Source organism: Ruegeria sp. HKCCD7221, from assembly GCF_013031225.1.
Classification (GTDB): domain Bacteria; phylum Pseudomonadota; class Alphaproteobacteria; order Rhodobacterales; family Rhodobacteraceae; genus Ruegeria.
The window spans coordinates 599,838-617,213 of the sequence record NZ_WPZE01000001.1 but is presented as its reverse complement, the minus strand read 5'-3'; the positions used below and the strand labels follow the sequence as shown (position 1 = coordinate 617,213).

14 protein-coding genes are annotated in these 17,376 nt (G+C 57.2%); 11 read left to right on the top strand and 3 right to left on the bottom strand.

Features of this window, described 5'->3' with window-relative positions; translation table 11 throughout:
- Positions 1-121: 121 nt before the first annotated feature.
- The 4 genes from GOX73_RS03025 to GOX73_RS03010 all read left to right on the top strand — a co-directional run bounded on the left by GOX73_RS03025 (position 122) and on the right by GOX73_RS03010 (position 6,619).
- Positions 122-1,792 carry an ABC transporter substrate-binding protein gene (locus GOX73_RS03025; RefSeq protein ID WP_171121213.1) on the top strand — a complete coding sequence of 557 codons (1,671 nt, stop codon included), beginning with the start codon at positions 122-124 and terminating at the stop codon, positions 1,790-1,792.
- 121 nt (positions 1,793-1,913) lie between these two features.
- A complete protein-coding gene (locus GOX73_RS03020; protein ID WP_171121212.1) occupies positions 1,914-2,960 on the top strand; it encodes an ABC transporter permease in 1,047 nt (348 codons plus the stop codon).
- Between the two features lie 13 nt (positions 2,961-2,973).
- Entirely contained in the window at positions 2,974-4,437 is a 1,464-nt protein-coding gene (locus tag GOX73_RS03015) for an ABC transporter permease (protein ID WP_171121211.1), read from the top strand.
- A gap of 94 nt (positions 4,438-4,531) precedes the next feature.
- On the top strand, positions 4,532-6,619 hold the full coding sequence (locus GOX73_RS03010) for an ABC transporter ATP-binding protein (protein ID WP_171123048.1): 2,088 nt from the start codon (positions 4,532-4,534) through the stop codon (positions 6,617-6,619).
- Between the two features lie 59 nt (positions 6,620-6,678).
- On the opposite strand, the gene GOX73_RS03005 is transcribed toward GOX73_RS03010, so the two are convergent.
- Positions 6,679-7,263, bottom strand: a complete 585-nt coding sequence (locus GOX73_RS03005) for a lytic transglycosylase domain-containing protein (RefSeq protein ID WP_171123046.1) — start codon at positions 7,261-7,263, stop codon at positions 6,679-6,681.
- A gap of 209 nt (positions 7,264-7,472) precedes the next feature.
- Between GOX73_RS03005 and ssb the strand changes: the two genes are divergently transcribed.
- Positions 7,473-7,982, top strand: coding sequence for a single-stranded DNA-binding protein (ssb, locus tag GOX73_RS03000; RefSeq protein WP_171123044.1), 510 nt, complete (start codon positions 7,473-7,475; stop codon positions 7,980-7,982).
- A gap of 18 nt (positions 7,983-8,000) precedes the next feature.
- On the top strand, positions 8,001-9,071 hold the full coding sequence (locus GOX73_RS02995; RefSeq protein WP_171123041.1) for a site-2 protease family protein: 1,071 nt from the start codon (positions 8,001-8,003) through the stop codon (positions 9,069-9,071).
- On the opposite strand, the gene aroB is transcribed toward GOX73_RS02995, so the two are convergent.
- Entirely contained in the window at positions 9,072-10,184 is a 1,113-nt protein-coding gene (aroB, locus tag GOX73_RS02990) for a 3-dehydroquinate synthase (RefSeq protein WP_171123039.1), read from the bottom strand.
- Entirely contained in the window at positions 10,184-10,771 is a 588-nt protein-coding gene (locus tag GOX73_RS02985; RefSeq protein WP_171121205.1) for a shikimate kinase, read from the bottom strand. The genes aroB and GOX73_RS02985 overlap by 1 nt, the downstream gene beginning before the upstream one ends.
- 79 nt (positions 10,772-10,850) lie before the next feature.
- On the opposite strand from GOX73_RS02985, the gene GOX73_RS02980 reads away from it, so the two are divergent.
- The 5 genes from GOX73_RS02980 (at position 10,851) to GOX73_RS02960 (ending at position 17,350) form a co-directional block, all read left to right on the top strand.
- Positions 10,851-11,000, top strand: coding sequence for a hypothetical protein (locus GOX73_RS02980; RefSeq protein ID WP_171121204.1), 150 nt, complete (start codon positions 10,851-10,853; stop codon positions 10,998-11,000).
- Complete coding sequence (locus GOX73_RS02975; protein WP_171134780.1) at positions 10,990-12,513, top strand: hypothetical protein; 1,524 nt, start codon at positions 10,990-10,992, stop codon at positions 12,511-12,513. The genes GOX73_RS02980 and GOX73_RS02975 overlap by 11 nt, the downstream gene beginning before the upstream one ends.
- A 2-nt stretch (positions 12,514-12,515) precedes the next feature.
- On the top strand, positions 12,516-13,469 hold the full coding sequence (locus GOX73_RS02970) for a site-specific tyrosine recombinase XerD (RefSeq protein WP_171123035.1): 954 nt from the start codon (positions 12,516-12,518) through the stop codon (positions 13,467-13,469).
- Positions 13,470-13,532: 63 nt separating this feature from the next.
- On the top strand, positions 13,533-14,840 hold the full coding sequence (locus GOX73_RS02965; RefSeq protein ID WP_171121201.1) for an HlyC/CorC family transporter: 1,308 nt from the start codon (positions 13,533-13,535) through the stop codon (positions 14,838-14,840).
- 92 nt (positions 14,841-14,932) lie between these two features.
- On the top strand, positions 14,933-17,350 hold the full coding sequence (locus GOX73_RS02960) for an FAD-dependent oxidoreductase (RefSeq protein ID WP_171123033.1): 2,418 nt from the start codon (positions 14,933-14,935) through the stop codon (positions 17,348-17,350).
- Positions 17,351-17,376: the final 26 nt, after the last annotated feature.

Sequence of the window (17,376 nt, the reverse complement as noted above, 5' to 3'; positions counted from 1 at the left end):
CCCCATGGGGGTGTTCAAATTCCGAAAAACAAGAACCCGAGAACCTGCTGCCCGACGTGTTCGGGTCTGAGCTGTTCGAAACTCTATCAATAAAAATACTATGTCACAGGGAGAGACATAAATGGAAAACCAAACAATCACCGGAGCACCGATGCACTGGGCGGCAGAAATGCATGCGCAAGAGTATCGGGACGGTAAACTTAGTCGGCGCGAATTCATGGCGCGCGCAACTGCATTGGGTGTCGCCGTTCCAGCCGCTTATGGCATGATCGGCCTGCAGTCACCTGCGGCAGCCCAAGAACCCCAGCGTGGCGGCACCATTCGCTATCAGATGGAAGTGCGCGCCCTGAAAGACCCGCGCACCTATGACTGGACCCAGATTGCCACCTTTACCGCAGGCTGGCTGGAATATCTGGTCGAATACAACAATGACGGCTCGTTCAAGCCCATGCTGCTGGAAAGCTGGGAAGCAAACGATGACGCAACCGAGTACACGCTGAATGTCCGCAAGGGTGTCAAGTGGAATAACGGTGACGACTTCACCGCCGAAGACGTTGCGCGCAACATCGAAGGCTGGTGTGATGCAGGGCTCGAGGGTAACTCGATGGCGTCACGCATGGCATCGCTTGTAGATGAGAGCACCCAGAAAGCCGCAGACGGGGCCATCACTGTTGTCGACACTCATACCGTTAAGCTGAAATGCAGCGCCCCGGACATCACGATCATTCCGGGCATGGCCGACTATCCGGCGGCTATCGTGCACAGCAGCTTTGACGCAAATAACATGCTGGCCAACCCTGTCGGCACGGGCTTCATGATCCCAGAAAGCCACGAAGTTGGCGTCAAAGGTGTTCTTGTACGCAACGAAGAATTCGAATGGTGGGGTTATGAGGCCGGCAAAGGCGGCTACATCGACCGGATCGAGTTCATCGACTACGGCACCGACCCTGCTGCGTTCTTGGCCGCCTACGAGGCCGAAGAGATCGACATGAACTGGGAGTCGGTCGGCGAGTTTGTCGATATCTTTGACAGCATCGGTCTTGTGCGTTCGGAAATCCCGTCGGGCTTTACCATCGTAATACGTCCCAACCAGTTGGCCGAGGATGAGAACGGAAACAAGATCTACGGCGACAAGCGTGTCCGTCAGGCTCTGGCCATGGCGGTCGATAACGAAGTCTGTCTGGAACTTGGGATGTCAGGTTACGGCATTCCCGCCGACAACTGCCACGTTGGCCCGATGCACCCCGAGCACGACTCGGCTGTAACCCGCATCCCGTATGATCCTGCAGCGGCGAAAGCCCTGATGGACGAAGCGGGCATGGGCGATTTTGAGCATGAAGTTCAGTCCATTGACGATGACTGGCGTCGCAACACCACAGCGGCCGTCGTCGCACAGCTGAACGACGCGGGCATCAAGGCCAAGCACACGATCCTGCCCGGCTCGACCTTCTGGAACGACTGGACAAAGTACCCCTACTCGTCGACCAACTGGAACCACCGTCCGCTCGGCACGCAGGTTCTGGCTTTGGCTTACAAGTCCGGGGTGGCCTGGAACGAGTCCGGCTTTGCCAATGACGAGTTCGATACGCTGCTGGCCGAGGCAAACTCGATCGCGGATGTCGACCAGCGCCGCGAAGTGATGGCCAAGCTGCAAGCGATCATGATCGACGAAGGCGTCGTTATCCAGCCATACTGGAGGACCGCAATGCGCCACCACCGTGACAACATGGTGGGCGTCGAAAAGCACATCGCGGATCTGCCGCAGTTGTATAAGTTCGGCATCGTTTCCTAAGCCAAAAAACACAAGGCCGCACCTACCGGGGGCGGCCTTTTCGTCCTGACCACGGCGACCAGAAAAACAGCGATGCGTGCGGTAAAACCACCGACACGCTAGCCTACCAACAGGGGCTACCATGGGACTTTTCATACTAAGGCGCGTCGGCATTATGCTGTTGACCGCACTGTGCCTTACCTTCCTGGTCTTCTTTCTGACCAACCTCTACCCGAACCTTGAAAAGCTTGCGAAGACGCAGGGCAATTTCAGGATGTCGGACGAGCAAGTCGAAAGCTTTCTGGAAAAAGGCGGATACCTTCAGCCAACGCCCATAAAGTACGGCGAATGGCTGGGTGTTTTGCCTTCTTACAGACACACGAACGAAGACGGCACGGTGCAAGGCAGATGTATCCTGCCCGGCAAAACAGCCGAAGAATCTCCGAATTTCTGCGGGATTTTGCAGGGGTATTGGGGATATTCGACGGTCTTCAAGGAAGAAGTCTCAACTGTTGTTGGTAACCGGCTTGCGCTTACGGGACGTCTGATGTTCTGGGTCATGCTGTTGATGGTTCCATCCGCTTTGATCCTTGGAATTCTGGCGGGCATGAAAGAAGGGTCAGCCACCGACCGGACCCTTTCGACCTTTGCGATCACCACCACGGCAACGCCGGAATATGTGTCTGGTGTTATCTTCATCGCGATCTTCACCTCGTCTGCCGTCGGGCTGAAATGGTTCAAAGGGACCGCCACGCAAGCGATGGAAAATCCAACGTTCGAGAACTTTTTCCTACCGGTGTTGACCATTGCCCTATACGGGATGGGTTACATTGCCCGCATGACCCGCGCCTCGATGACCGAGGTGATGACGGCGCAATACATCCGAACCGCGCGCCTGAAAGGTGTCTCGTTCCCGAACATCGTTATGAAACACGCACTGCGCAACGCGCTTATCGCGCCGTTCACCGTCATCATGCTGCAGTTCCCATGGCTGCTGAATGGCGTGGTAATCGTCGAGACCCTGTTCAACTACAAGGGCTTTGGCTGGGCGCTGGTGCAGGCGGCGGGGAATAACGACATCCAGCTCTTGCTGGCGATATCGGTCGTGTCGGTCTTTGTGGTGCTGGTGACGCAGCTGATCTCGGATATCGGCTATGTCTACCTCAACCCGCGCATCCGCATTTCGTAAGGAGGGATAGATCATGGAACCACTTACCTGGACCGGCTCTATCGCCTTCCTGAACCCGTTACTGGCCATAGCCTTGGCGCTGATGGTTATTTCGATCTTGGCCTGGATACTGGCCAGCATCATCCTGCCGGAACCCCAGATGACCGTGAACCCAGATGGGACGCTGACGTCTGGATCGGGTGTGAGAAACCTCATTCAAACCGTGCTGCGCTTTAGCTTTCTGGCAAGCGTCGGGCTGGGCGTTGCCTATATCGTTCTGGGCGTCCTCATGGGAACAAGCGCCGGTATCATCGGGGCCATGGCCCAACAATTCCTGCCTGTCTGGTTGTCGCTGGTCCTTCTCTACGCCATGTCGATTGCATTCAAACGTAAGCTGGGTCTGTACGGTAAACTGTTTGACAGCCCGATTGGTATGATCGGCTTTGGGCTTGTGATGTTCTGGGTGTTTACCGGCATCTTTGGCGCGCTTGACCTGATCGTGACACACGACCCGCTCTCGCAGGTTTCGGGGATGAAAAACAAAGTACCCGGGACACCTCTGCCCAGTATAGAAGACGGGGAGTACGCCTGGTATCTGCTAGGGGGCGACAATCTTGCCCGGGACGTGTTCAGCCGTATGGTCAAAGGGGCGTGGATCGTTGTTCAGATTGCGCCGCTGGCAACGATGTTTGCCTTCATGGTCGGGATCACGCTGGGCCTGCCTGCCGGTTACTACGGTGGTCGTCTGGACACGCTGCTGTCGTTCCTGGCGAACCTGATCCTGGCCTTCCCGGTGATCCTGCTGTTCTACTTGCTTGTGACGCCCGAGATCGTGGCAACAGGTGTGCCGAACTATATGGCCGCTATCCTGTTCATCTTCCCAATCATCTTCCTTGGTGTGCTTCTGAACTCGCGCTATTACACAAGGCCGACGTTCCGCACACCGCTATTGATTGGTGTTCTGGGTGTTGCGCTGTGGCTGTATCTGTCGCTGATCTCGACGAATGGCTACATCGTAAACACGGACAACTACAGCATTTGGGGACTGCCCACCTATCTGGACCTTTTTGATGTGCCCGGAGGGATTTTAGTCGTCTTTGTGTCGGTGGTTTTTGTAAACTCACCAACCGTGTTCCGTATCGTGCGCGGTTTGGCGATGGACATCAAAACCCGCGACTATGTCGCCGCAGCTCAGACACGCGGTGAAGGGCCGTGGTATATCATGCTGTGGGAAATTCTGCCAAACGCGCGGGGTCCGCTGATCGTCGATTTCTGTCTGCGGATTGGTTATACCACCATCCTTTTGGGGACTTTGGGTTTCTTTGGGCTGGGATTGCCGCCGGAAAGCCCGGATTGGGGATCAACGATCAACGAAGGGCGTAAGCTGTTGTCGATCTATCTGCACCCCGCCCTGCCGCCTGCCTTGGCCCTGTTGTCTTTGGTTCTGGGACTGAACCTGTTGGCGGATGGTCTGCGCGAAGAAAGTCTGAAGGACTGATTGTGATCGAAGGCCGGGGGCTTTGCCCCCGGACCCCCAGGATATTTTTAGCCAGATGAAGGGGATCCCCTGACTCTCGCGAGGAGTAAGCAAGATGAACAAACTGGCGGATTATGACGGGCCAATTCTTGAGATCGACAAGCTGTCGATTTCGTTTTTTACCCGTTTGCGGGAAATTCCGGCCGTTATGGATTTTTCGGTCAGCGTCCAGCCCGGGGAGGCTGTCGGACTGGTCGGTGAATCCGGCTGTGGCAAGTCCACTGTCGCGCTGGGGGTAATGCAGGACCTTGGCAAGAACGGGCGCATTGTCGGCGGTACCATCAAGTTCAAAGGGCGCGATCTAGCCGAGATGACGTCGGACGAGCTACGCGATATTCGCGGCAATGAGATCGCGATGATCTATCAGGAGCCGATGGCATCGCTGAATCCTGCCATGAAGATCGGCAAGCAGCTTATGGAAGTGCCGATGATCCATGAAGGCGTCGGTGCGGAAGAAGCCTATGCGCGCGCTCTGGAGGTGGTTACAGATGTACGCCTGCCCGACCCTGAGCGGATGCTGAACTCATTCCCACATCAGTTGTCGGGGGGGCAGCAGCAGCGGATTGTGATCGCTATGGCGCTGATGTCGAAGCCCGCGCTTTTGATACTGGACGAGCCGACAACGGCGCTGGATGTGACGGTCGAGGCTGCCGTGGTCGAGCTGGTCAAGGACTTGGGCAAGAAATACGGCACTTCGATGCTGTTCATCTCGCACAATCTGGGGCTGGTGCTAGAGACCTGCGACCGGCTTTGCGTGATGTATTCCGGTGAGGCTGTTGAGCGTGGTTCGATCCATGACGTGTTCGACGAAATGCAGCACCCATACACACAGGCGCTGTTCCGCTCGATCCCCCTGCCCGGGGCTGACAAGAACGCGCGGCCTCTGGTGGCAATTCCGGGAAACTTTCCTTTGCCGCACGAACGCCCGCCGGGGTGTAATTTCGGGCCGCGTTGTGACTATTTCGAGGAAGGCCGGTGTAACGCGCAGAACATTCTAATGGAAGCCGTTCCGGGCAATGACCGCCACCATACGCGGTGCCTGAAATTCAAGGAAATCGACTGGAACGCACCGATCACTGTGTCTGAGCAGAAGGAAAAAGCGGAAATCGGCCGTACTGTTCTGAAGATGGACAACCTCAAGAAATACTATGAGGTGGCCGCAAATGCCCTATTCGGTGGCGGTGAAAAGAAAGTTGTAAAAGCCAATGAAACCCTGAGTTTTGAGGCTCATGAGTCTGAGACCTTGGCCATCGTGGGTGAGTCTGGCTGTGGCAAATCCACATTTGCCAAGGTTCTGATGGGGCTGGAAACAGCGACCGATGGTCAGATTTTGCTGGATAATCGCAACATCGAAGCTGTGCCGATCGAGGAGCGCGACGCCAAGACCGTGGGTGAAGTGCAAATGGTATTCCAGAACCCGTTTGACACGCTGAACCCATCCATGACCGTCGGCCGTCAGATCATTCGGGCGCTGGAGATCTTCGGCGTTGGGAACTCTGAGGCTGAACGCAAAAAGCGGATGCTGGAGCTTTTGGACCTGGTGAAGCTTCCACGCGCCTTTGCCGATCGAATGCCGCGGCAATTGTCAGGTGGGCAGAAGCAGCGTGTCGGTATCGCCCGCGCCTTTGCCGGAGACGCGCGGATCGTGGTTGCGGACGAACCGGTCTCAGCGCTGGATGTATCGGTGCAGGCAGCGGTCACGGATCTGCTGATGGAGATTCAACGAGAACACAAAACCACGCTTTTGTTCATCAGCCATGACCTGTCTATTGTGCGATACCTGAGTGACCGAGTGATGGTGATGTATCTGGGTCATGTGGTCGAGTTGGGGACGACGGACCAGGTGTTCTCACCTCCGTATCACCCATATACCGAGGCCCTGCTGAGTGCTGTCCCGATCGCTGATACGTCGATCGAAAAACAGCATATCGTTCTTGAAGGCGACATTCCGTCCGCAATGAGCCCGCCACCCGGCTGCCCTTTCCAGACGCGTTGCCGCTGGAAATCCGAGGTACCGGACGGACGGTGTGAGCATGACGTGCCGCCCGTCAAAGCCCTTGCCGACGGCCATCAGATAAAATGCCATTTGGCTGATGATATTTTGGCGCGGATGGAGCCCGTCATCAAAATTGCGGCGGAATAAACGATCATAGCGACGGAACCGGTCATAGTGCCGGTTCTTTTATCCCTGGATCGTTTGAATTACCCGCCCCAGATGACCTTTACGTAGTTCTGGGTTTCTTTGTACGGCGGAACACCGCCGTGCTTTTCAACCGCCTTTGGCCCCGCGTTATAGGCCGCCAAAGCCAAGCGCCACGATTTGAACTTGCGGTATTGCCACGACAAGTAACGCGCACCACCTTCAAGGTTCTGTTTGGGATCATGCGGATTCACACCCAAAAGCTGCGCAGTACCGGGCATCAACTGCGCAAGACCCAGCGCGCCCTTGTGCGATACGGCATGGGGGTTCCAGCCACTTTCCTGCTGAACAAGTCGAAGAAATAGATCTTCAGGCACATTGTGCTTGCGGGCCGCTTGGCGTGCCAAGGACAGGTATTGGCCGCGGTACTTACCGTTATAGCGCTTGTTGAACGTCCCCGAAGCTGTTTTTCTCTTGGGCTTCAGCCGTTCGGAATCGCGATACTGGGTTGCCGCACGGGTATCCAATATCTTGGCCTGCTTCAGAAAAATGTCCTTGCGGCTTTTGGTAGACAATGTCTGAGCCGCAGCCGGAACTGAAACCAGCGCAAGGCAAAACCCTAAAAACCAACCAACCAGAAAACGCATTAATGCCAATCCCGCTCGTCCACGAACCCGATTGAGTATAGATATTTCAGTAAAAAATGAAAGCTTGGTAAAAATTTTCTGAGTGATTTGCTGCTCGGTGCGGTCTTCATCAACTATGTTTTAACCACGCCGCAGGCCGTATAGGGTCGGCAGCAGAACACAAGCGCCAGATTCGGGCGCGATCCAGTCAGACAAGAACGAGGACATACATGGCGGGTTCAGTAAACAAGGTCATTCTGGTCGGAAATCTGGGCGCAGACCCCGAGGTCCGGTCGTTTCAGAACGGCGGCAAGGTGTGCAACCTGCGCCTTGCCACGTCGGAAACGTGGAAGGACCGCAACACCGGCGAACGGCGTGACCGGACACAGTGGCACTCGGTCGCGATCTTTTCGGAACCTCTGGCCCGCATTGCTGAACAGTACCTGCGCAAAGGCAGCAAGGTTTATATCGAAGGCCAGTTGGAAACACGTAAATGGCAGGACCAGTCCGGCCAAGACCGATATACGACAGAAGTTGTTTTGCGCCCCTATCGCGGCGAACTGACGTTGCTGGATAGTCGTGGCGACGGCGGCGGACAGTCCGGCGGTTACGGCGGAGGCCAGTCTGGCGGCTATGGCGGCGGTCAGGCCGGCGGCGGTTACGGCGACCCCTACGGCGCGCCCTCTGGATCCCCTGCCCCTGCATCCGGCGGAATCGACGACGACGAGATTCCGTTCTAAGCAAAACGGAGATTGGTGATGACATGGTCCTTCTCACTCGGCCGGTTATTTGGGTCGGAACTGAGGGTCCATGTCACTTTTTTTCTGCTGCTGGCCTGGGTCGGCTTTGCGGCATACTCCAACGGCGGCATGTCGGCGGTCGTCGAGAACCTGATCTTCGTACTCGCCCTGTTTGCCTGTGTATTGGCGCATGAATTCGGCCATGCGCTGATGGCTCGGCGTTACGGGATCAGGACTCCTGACATTACCCTTTTGCCAATTGGCGGGCTGGCTCGGCTGGAACGAATGCCGGAGAAGCCAATGCAGGAAGTCTGGGTCGCCCTTGCTGGCCCTGCGGTAAACATCGTCATCTGGATCATTCTGATTGCGTTCGGGGCCGGAATGCCTTGGGAAACGATGACGCAAATCGACAGCACGGCCCCCGGCCTTTTGAACCGGTTGGCCTATGTCAATCTGCTGTTGGCCGCCTTCAACATGATACCGGCCTTTCCAATGGACGGTGGACGAGTATTTCGCGCCTTGCTTTGCCTTAGAATGGATCGCGTCAAGGCAACGCGGGTCGCGGCGCTTGCCGGACAAGCGGTCGCTGTGGGCTTTGGCTTTCTTGGTCTCAGCACGGGCAATCCACTGCTGGTTCTGATCGCTGTGTTTGTCTTCGTTGCAGCCAACGCAGAGAGTCAGGACGTGGCCATGCGGTCTGTCGCGCGGCGGGTTATGGCGCGCGATGCGATGATCACCGAATACCAATCGCTGTCGCCATCAGACACTCTAGCGACGGCCGCCCAAGCCGTTATTCATACCACACAGCATGAATTCCCAGTGTTGGACGCAGACGGAACGCTAAAGGGTTTCGTGACCCGCAACCGCCTGTTTGCGGCTCTGGCTGCGGAAACTCCGCGATCAGACCTCGCCACTTCCATAATGGAGGCCGATATTCCGCAGGTAGAACTCACCCGCGGGTTGGAGACAGTTCTGGAACGTCTGCACAAAGGCGCGCCGGCCATAGCGGTTTGTACCAAGGCCGGTCACATGGTGGGCTACATTACGCGCGAAAACATCGGTGAGTTGATGGTCATCCGGGGACGCTAATCAAGCGGCGGCCAGAGCGTCCTCGAGCACCGACAAGACAGCTTCGCGCGGGACATCCGAGGTTACGAATGCCTGACCGATTCCTCGTGCCAGAATAAAGCGCAACTGCCCGTCGATAACCTTTTTGTCCTGCGCCATCAGATCGACCAATGCCTCTGCCCCCGGAAGATCGCCCGGAATGTCGGCAAGGTCCGTCTTCATTCCCATCTGACGCAGGTGCGCGCGAACGCGGCTGGGGTCTTCTTGCGCGCACAAACCAAGGCGCGACGACAGCTCAAACGCAAGCGCGCAGCCAATGGCTACACCCTCGCCATGCAGCAAGCGGTCCGAATAGCCGGTTGCGGCCTCCAACGCATGACAGAACGTATGGCCAAGGTTCAGCAACGCGCGATCGCCCTGTTCGGTTTCATCGCGCGCGACGATATCGGCCTTCATCTGAACCGATCGCGTCACGGCCCGGACGCGCGCTGCCATGTCGCCGCCCGATACATCGGTGCCGTTGGCCTCGAGCCACTCAAAGAACGCGGCATCGCCCAGCAGACCGTATTTTACGACCTCACCATAGCCTGACAGAAAATCCCTCTGGGTCATTGTACCCAATACCGAGGTATCAGCCAGAACCAGCGAGGGTTGGTGAAAAGCCCCAATCAGGTTTTTCCCCTGTGGCGCGTTGATCCCGGTTTTTCCCCCAACCGAACTGTCCACTTGTGCCAGCAAAGAGGTCGGGATTTGCACGAACCGAACGCCGCGCCGCAAAACGGCGGCGGCAAAGCCTGCAAGATCGCCAATGACGCCGCCCCCAAGGGCCACGACAACATCGCGGCGTTCGACTTTTTCGGCTAGCAGCCATTCGACCGCGCGCTCAAAATGCTGCCAGCTTTTGGTGGCTTCTCCGGCAGGCAAAGCCAGCGCCGACATCTCAATTCCTGCGGTGGCAAGACCTTCGCGCAGCGCGTCCAGATGCAAAGCTGCGACGTTTTCGTCCGTCAGAACCGCAACTTTGGGACGGTTGAGCAAAGGTGCGATCATCTTTCCTGACTGGCCCAGCAAATCAGGCCCGATCTCTACATCGTAGGATCGCTCACCCAGCTCTACATGTACGGTTTGGTGCATTAATTCCGTTCCAAAACATCCGGGCGCGTCATCAAGGCATCGACGACCCTGTCCACCATATTTTCTATCGACGTCTCTCCGTCAGAAGTCACCGAGAGGTCGGCTTGCGAATAGACCGGCACACGTTCCTCATACAAGGCGCGCAACGTCGCATGAGGGTCCGCTGTGCGCAGCAAGGGCCGCGTGTCCTTGTGCTTGACCCGATTCCACAGCACGTTCAAATCGGCCTTTAACCAGACAGAAACCCCGCGATCGGTAATCATCTGGCGATTCTGACCGGCCAAAAACGCCCCGCCGCCGGTGGACAGAACACCTTTTTCTTCGTCCAGAAGCCGCCCAATGACCTGACTTTCCTTCGCACGAAAAAACGGCTCACCGTCGCGTTCAAAGATTTCCGGGATAGTCATATTGGCCGCCGATTCGATCTCGGCATCGCTATCGAGGAACGGAACACCAAGCCTTGCAGCCAAAGCACGGCCAACGGCTGTTTTACCAGCCCCCATCATACCTACCAAAACCACTGTTTTGTGCAGTATGAAGCTGTGATCGTGTTCGGACGTCACGGTGTTATGCTTAATTTCGCTCATTTCACCGTGAATGACGTGATCTTAAGAAAAATGCCAGTTATAACTTGGACAAAACACAAAATTGAGGCAGCGTTGAGCAATGGGTCGTCTGATCAAGTTCCTGATATATCTGGTTTGCCTGTGTTTCATCGGGCTGGTGGGCTACGCCTATCTAGGCCCTCTCTTCGGCGTGGATTTTTCCTCCCCGCAGCAAGAGATACGAGAACCGGTAATCCTGAATGTCGAATAAGGCCGCAGTTGCTGCGCTGTTTCTCGCCACTTCGGTCCACGCGCAGCAGGAACCTCTTTCTGTTATTGAGTGGCTGAGCGAGCCACCCGAAAACCTGCCGGGTACTGTCTTGCTGGAACCACCGGTGACACAAACAGGCCTCGGACCCGAGGTCGAGGTCACGCGTCTGGAGGCGCTGTCGCAACCCTTGGGTCTTGTTTCATCGAACGTAACTGGCCTGCCCATCGGTCTTTGGCAGAACAGCGAAACGGATCGTCTGGCAGAACTGATCGCCCGAGTCCCGGTCAAGTACAACCCGGCCATGCAACGCCTGCTGTTTACCTTGCTGTTGTCCGAGGCGCGCGCGCCGTCCGGACCCGAGGCCGAAGAAACACTATTGCTGGCACGTCTGGACAGGCTGATGCAGCTAGGGGCGGCTGATCCGGCGCAATCTCTCGTTCAGCTTGCCGGCCCGACCAACAGCCGCGAGCGTTTCAAACGCTGGTTCGACGCGACCTTGCTGACCGGTGACGAAGACCGAAGCTGCACCGCATTGATTGCCCAGCCCCACTTGTCACAGGACTATGCCGCGCAGATTTTCTGCAAAGCCCGCCGGGGGGATTGGCCCTCTGCCGCGCTCACTCTGGAAGCCGCGCACGCGCTAGAGGTCTTGTCCCCCGAGGATCTTGATGTCCTTGACCGGTTTCTCAGCCCGGAACTGTTCGAAGACGCAGAATACTTGCCGCAGCCGGAAAACCCTGATCCGCTGAGCTTCCGCCTGTACGAAGCCATTGGCGAGCGTTTACCCTCTGCCCCTCTGCCCCGGGTCTTTGCGAACGCCGATCTGCGCGACGTTGCAGGCTGGAAGGCACAGATCGAAGCGGCTGAGCGTCTGACTCGTGTGGGCGCCCTGACACCGAACCAATTACTTGGGCTCTATACGGAACGATCCCCGGCGGCCTCAGGTGCCGTGTGGGACAGGGTCACAGCGGTTCAACAATTTGAAACCGCGTTGAACTCGGGCGACCCGACCACCATCACAGAGGCATTGCCCATCGTATGGGAGCAAATGCGCAGCGTCGGGCTAGAGGTGCCATTTTCGGAACTGTTCGCAGGTCAGTTGTCTCACGTCACATTGGACGACCCGGCGGTCGAGCAATTGCGGTGGCGGATTATGCTGTTGTCTGACCTTTACGAAACTGCGGCCCTTTCCGCCCCCGATCAGTCAGAGGAAAGTCAGTTTCTGGCGGCGTTGGCGCAAGGTGATCCCGGGCGCGCCCCGTCCCCCTCTCCGTTGGCGGATGCGGTGGCAGAAGGGTTTGCATGGGCCGCGCCAGTGCCTTCGGACATCAATGCCCTGCTGTCCAATGACCAGTTGGGCGAAGCGATCCTTGAGACAATGGAGCTTTTTGCGCATGGCTCGCGCGGGAACCTTGTTGATCTGACGGCGGCTATTGCCACGTTGCGCCGCGTGGGTCTTGAGGACACCGCGCGACGCGCTGCACTGAACCTGCTGATCCTGCAGGGCACCTGATCATGACCGCCCCCGCCACTCAGGAGCTTTGGATTTCCACGTTTCTACAGGCACAAGCGGCCGAATTAGGTGCAGCCACGAACACGCTGTTGGCATATGGCAGGGATCTGAAGGACTTTGCCGAATGGTTGGATCGGCGAAAAACCGGTTTTCCAGAAGCAAGCCGCAACCAGATCGAGAGCTACCTGATCTACTGTGACGCGCAGGGGCTTTCCCAATCCACCCGTGCCCGCAGGCTTTCAGCTATCAAACAGATTTACCGATTTGCGTTTGAAGAAGGCTGGCGTGAGGCCAACCCCGCAATTCAGATCAAAGGACCGGGCCGTCAAAAGCGCCTGCCAAAAACGCTGGACGTGCCCGAAGTCGACCGGTTATTGCAAGCAGCGCGCGAAACTGGGCGCACCAAGGCAGATCGCGTGCGCAACACCTGCCTGATGGAATTGCTGTACGCCACCGGAATGCGCGTGACCGAACTGGTTTCTTTACCCGTGTCATCGGCACGGGGTGATCCACGCATGCTGCTGGTTCTTGGCAAGGGCGGCAAAGAGCGGATGGTCCCGTTGTCCCCACCCGCACGAGAGGCGCTTGCCACGTGGTTGAGTGTGCGGGATGAGACCGAGGATCAAAAAGTTTCAGATGGCGCTCAGCGCTCAAAATTCCTGTTTCCCTCGCGTGGTAAATCCGGGCATCTGACGCGGCATATGTTCTTTCAACTGATCAAGGACCTTGCGGTTCAAGGGGGCGTTTCGCCCGAAAAAGTCACGCCACACACGTTGCGCCATGCCTTTGCAACACATTTGTTGGCCAACGGCGCAGATTTGCGTTCGATCCAGACCTTACTTGGCCACGCTGATGTTGCGACCACGGAAATTTACACGCATGTACTAGACGAACGGCTTGCCGAACTGGTGTACGAGCATCACCCGCTTGCCAAAGACCCCGTCGACAAGGGCTAACCCCTTGATCTGCAGGGGCAGCGCCCCCATAACCATTGCAGCAACACGAACAACCAAGGACCGATGGAACCCTCTTCTTCTCTGATCGACGGCGCATTCTGGTTTACGACCGGCGCCATTCTGTTTTTGCTCGTCCTTTCGGGCTTTTTCTCGGGTTCTGAAACAGCGTTGACCGCCTCGTCGCGCGGCAAGCTACGGGCGCAGGCCGACAAAGGGTCACGCGGGGCGCAAAAGGCGCTGGACATCACCGATGACAACGAACGCCTGATCGGCTCGGTCCTGCTGGGCAACAATTTGGTGAACATCCTCGCGGCGTCTTTGGCCACCGCTTTGTTCACGCGTCTCTTTGGGGAAAGCGGCGTCGCTTTGGCGACTCTGGTCATGACCCTTCTGGTTCTGATCTTTGCCGAGGTTCTGCCCAAGACCTACGCCATCACCAACGCAGAAAAAGCGGCCTCGGCCGTGGCCCCATTGATCAGCGTAGTGGTGACCGTGTTTTCCCCGGTCGTTTCCGCGGTGCGCTTGCTGGTGCGCGGCGTTTTGCGCCTGTTTGGGGTGCAGATCGACCCCGACAGTAACATCCTTGCGGTACGAGAAGAGATCGCAGGCGCGCTGCAACTGGGCCATTCCGAAGGGGTTGTTGAAAAAGAAGATCGCGACCGCATTCTGGGTGCTTTGGATCTGGGTGATCGAACGGTGGAAGAAATCATGCTTCACCGCTCGAACATTGAAATGATCGATGCAGAGGATACGCCCGAGGTTATCCTACAGCAGTGCCTGAAAAGCCCCCATACCCGCCTGCCCGTTTTCCGGGATGAGCCTGAAAACATCGTGGGTGTCGTTCATGCCAAGGACTTGTTCCGCGCCATGTATGCGCATGCAGGCAGCAGCGAAGGGGATGCAAACCGGCTGAAAGAGTTTGATATCTCAAAGGTTGCCAACGACCCGTATTTCGTCCCCGAAACAACGACTTTGGACGACCAGATGCGAGAATTCCTGCGGATGCACAGCCATTTTGCGCTGGTCGTGGATGAATATGGTTCGCTGCGCGGTCTGATCACACTGGAAGATATCCTTGAAGAAATCGTGGGTGAAATTGCCGACGAATTCGATCTTGAAGAGGACGTCCCCGTTACACGAACCGAGGACGGTCAGTTTTTGGTCGAAGGAGCGATGACAATCCGCGACGTGAACCGTGCAATGGAATGGTCCCTGCCCGACGAAGAAGCCAACACCGTCGCAGGTCTGGTTATTCACGAGGCGCAGATGATCCCGGTAACGGGCCAGGTTTTCTCGTTCCACGGCTTCCGCTTCGAAGTCACGGCGCGCGAGGGCAACCGGATAACCGAGTTGAAAATCCGCCCTCTCTGACGCGCGACCAGCGACACAGCATGTCGGGAACGGAACAGTAAACCCAAGCCTGCGCTTGCAGGCTCGGGCCGAAACCGGATGGAGGCAGCAACGTGAAGACGACAACGCAGGTGGCAGTCATTGGGGGTGGTGTTGTCGGGTGCTCTGTCCTGTACCACCTGACCAAACTCGGCTGGTCGGACGTGATGCTGCTGGAGCGGTCCGAACTGACCAGCGGCTCCACATGGCATGCGGCAGGCGGTTTTCACACGCTCAACGGCGACACCAACATGGCCGCCCTGCAAGGCTATACCATCCGTCTTTACAAGGAACTGGAAGAGATCACCGGCATGTCCTGCGGCCTGCATCATGTGGGCGGTGTTACGCTGGCCGACAATCAGGATCGGTTCGACATGCTGCTGGCCGAGCGTGCCAAGCACCGCTTTATGGGCCTTGAAACCGAGATTGTCGGCCCCGAAGAGATCAGGGAAATAGCTCCGATCACCAACACGGATGGGATAATCGGCGCGCTTTATGATCCGCTGGATGGCCACTTGGACCCGTCCGGAACAACGCATGCCTATGCCAAGGCTGCCCGCATGGGCGGTGCAACCATCGAAACACATTGCATGGTGCATGAAACGCTTCAACGGCGGGACGGAACTTGGGATGTCGTCACCGACAAAGGCACGATTCATGCCGAACATGTGGTCAATGCCGGTGGTCTTTGGGCGCGCGAGGTCGGCGCCATGGCAGGTGTGTATTTCCCACTACACCCGATGGAGCATCAGTATCTGGTCACCGACTCGATTCCTCAGATCGAAGCCATCATTGATGCAGGGGGTGAACACCCGCATGTGATGGACCCCGCAGGCGAAAGCTATCTGCGGCAGGAAGGTCGGGGCTTGTGCATTGGGTTTTATGAACAACCCTGCAAACCCTGGGCCGTGGATGGGACCCCGTGGGAGTTTGGGCACGAACTCCTGCCGGACGACTTTGACAAGATCACCGACAGTATCGAATTCGCCTATCGCCGCTTTCCTGTTCTGGCCGAGGCCGGTGTGAAATCGGTGATCCATGGGCCGTTTACCTTTGCGCCAGACGGCAACCCTTTGGTCGGACCTGTGCCGGGGCTGCGGAATTACTGGTCGGCCTGCGGTGTGATGGCCGGGTTCAGTCAGGGCGGTGGCGTTGGACTGACGCTGGCCCAATGGATGATCGAAGGCGAACCCGAACGCGATGTCTTTGCCATGGACGTGGCACGTTTCGGCGACTGGATCGGCCCCGGCTACACTCGCCCCAAGGTGATCGAAAACTACCAGAAGCGATTCAGCGTCGCCTACCCGAACGAGGAACTACCCGCCGCCCGCCCGAACCGAACGACGCCGATGTACGACATCTTCAGTGATCTGGGCGCGGTCTGGGGCCAGCAAAACGGGCTGGAGGTGCCCAACTATTTCGCCCAAGGCGATGAGCCGGACTATGAAACCCCCTCGTTCCGACGCTCGGATGCATTCTCGGCGACGGGCCGCGAGGTCAACGCTGTCCGCAACGGCGTCGGTATCAACGAGGTGCACAACTTCGGCAAATACCGCATCTCTGGCGCCAATGCGCGGGCATGGTTGGATCGGATCATGGCGGGGCGAATTCCACAACCGGGACGATTGTCACTGACCCCCATGCTGTCGTCTAAGGGCAAGCTGATTGGCGACTTCACCATATCCTGCCTTGGCGACGAAGAATTTCAACTCACCGCCTCTTATGGCAGCCAAGCGTTCCACATGAGGTGGTTCCTGCAAAATCAAACCGACGGCGTGATCATCGAAAATGTCAGCGATCGTTTGAACGGGTTTCAGATCGCCGGTCCCAAGGCCGCCGACGTGTTATCAGCCTGCACGCGAGACGACGTCGCAACCCTCCGCTTTCTGGATGTGCGGCGCATGACTATCGGCATGACAGACTGCATCGTTCAACGGGTCAGTTATACCGGCGACTTGGGGTTTGAAATCTATTGCGATTCCATGGCGCAGCGGCAACTCTGGTGGACTTTGTGGCAGGCTGGGCAGCCTCATGGCATGGTGCCCTTTGGGATGCGCGCCATGATGAGCCTGCGTCTGGACAAGTTCTTTGGGTCCTGGATGCGCGAATACTCACCAGATTACACCGCAGCAGAAACAGGGCTGGACCGCTTCATTGCGTTTTCGAAAAACGTTGACTTCATCGGCCGTGCGGCGACCGAATTGGAACGTGCCGAAGGCCCGGCACGCCGACTTGTGGCCTTTGAAGTTGACGCGGACGACACAGATGTAAACGCATATGAGCCGATCTGGCTGGGCGGTCAGGTCGTCGGCTTCTGTACATCTGGCGGATATTCACACTATGCCAAAAAATCGGTGGCGATGGGGTTCCTGCCAGTCGAAGAAATCAGCGACGGGCTGGAGGTCGAGATCGAAATTCTCGGCCAGTTGAGGAAGGCTCGCGTGATTTCGGAACCACTATTTGACGCGGATGGCGCACGCATGCGGGGATGACATACGTCCCCGGCAGCGGCATTCTA

Coding starts and splice junctions, on each gene's coding strand:
- GOX73_RS03005 (WP_171123046.1), bottom strand. CDS start 7,263: ATGCGTTTTCTGGTTGGTTGGTTTTTAGGGTTTTGCCTTGCGCTGGTT.
- GOX73_RS02970 (WP_171123035.1), top strand. CDS start 12,516: ATGACCGCCCCCGCCACTCAGGAGCTTTGGATTTCCACGTTTCTACAG.
- GOX73_RS02975 (WP_171134780.1), top strand. CDS start 10,990: ATGTCGAATAAGGCCGCAGTTGCTGCGCTGTTTCTCGCCACTTCGGTC.
- GOX73_RS02985 (WP_171121205.1), bottom strand. CDS start 10,771: ATGAGCGAAATTAAGCATAACACCGTGACGTCCGAACACGATCACAGC.
- aroB (WP_171123039.1), bottom strand. CDS start 10,184: ATGCACCAAACCGTACATGTAGAGCTGGGTGAGCGATCCTACGATGTA.
- GOX73_RS03025 (WP_171121213.1), top strand. CDS start 122: ATGGAAAACCAAACAATCACCGGAGCACCGATGCACTGGGCGGCAGAA.
- GOX73_RS02965 (WP_171121201.1), top strand. CDS start 13,533: ATGGAACCCTCTTCTTCTCTGATCGACGGCGCATTCTGGTTTACGACC.
- GOX73_RS02980 (WP_171121204.1), top strand. CDS start 10,851: ATGGGTCGTCTGATCAAGTTCCTGATATATCTGGTTTGCCTGTGTTTC.
- GOX73_RS03015 (WP_171121211.1), top strand. CDS start 2,974: ATGGAACCACTTACCTGGACCGGCTCTATCGCCTTCCTGAACCCGTTA.
- GOX73_RS03010 (WP_171123048.1), top strand. CDS start 4,532: ATGAACAAACTGGCGGATTATGACGGGCCAATTCTTGAGATCGACAAG.
- GOX73_RS03020 (WP_171121212.1), top strand. CDS start 1,914: ATGGGACTTTTCATACTAAGGCGCGTCGGCATTATGCTGTTGACCGCA.
- GOX73_RS02995 (WP_171123041.1), top strand. CDS start 8,001: ATGACATGGTCCTTCTCACTCGGCCGGTTATTTGGGTCGGAACTGAGG.
- ssb (WP_171123044.1), top strand. CDS start 7,473: ATGGCGGGTTCAGTAAACAAGGTCATTCTGGTCGGAAATCTGGGCGCA.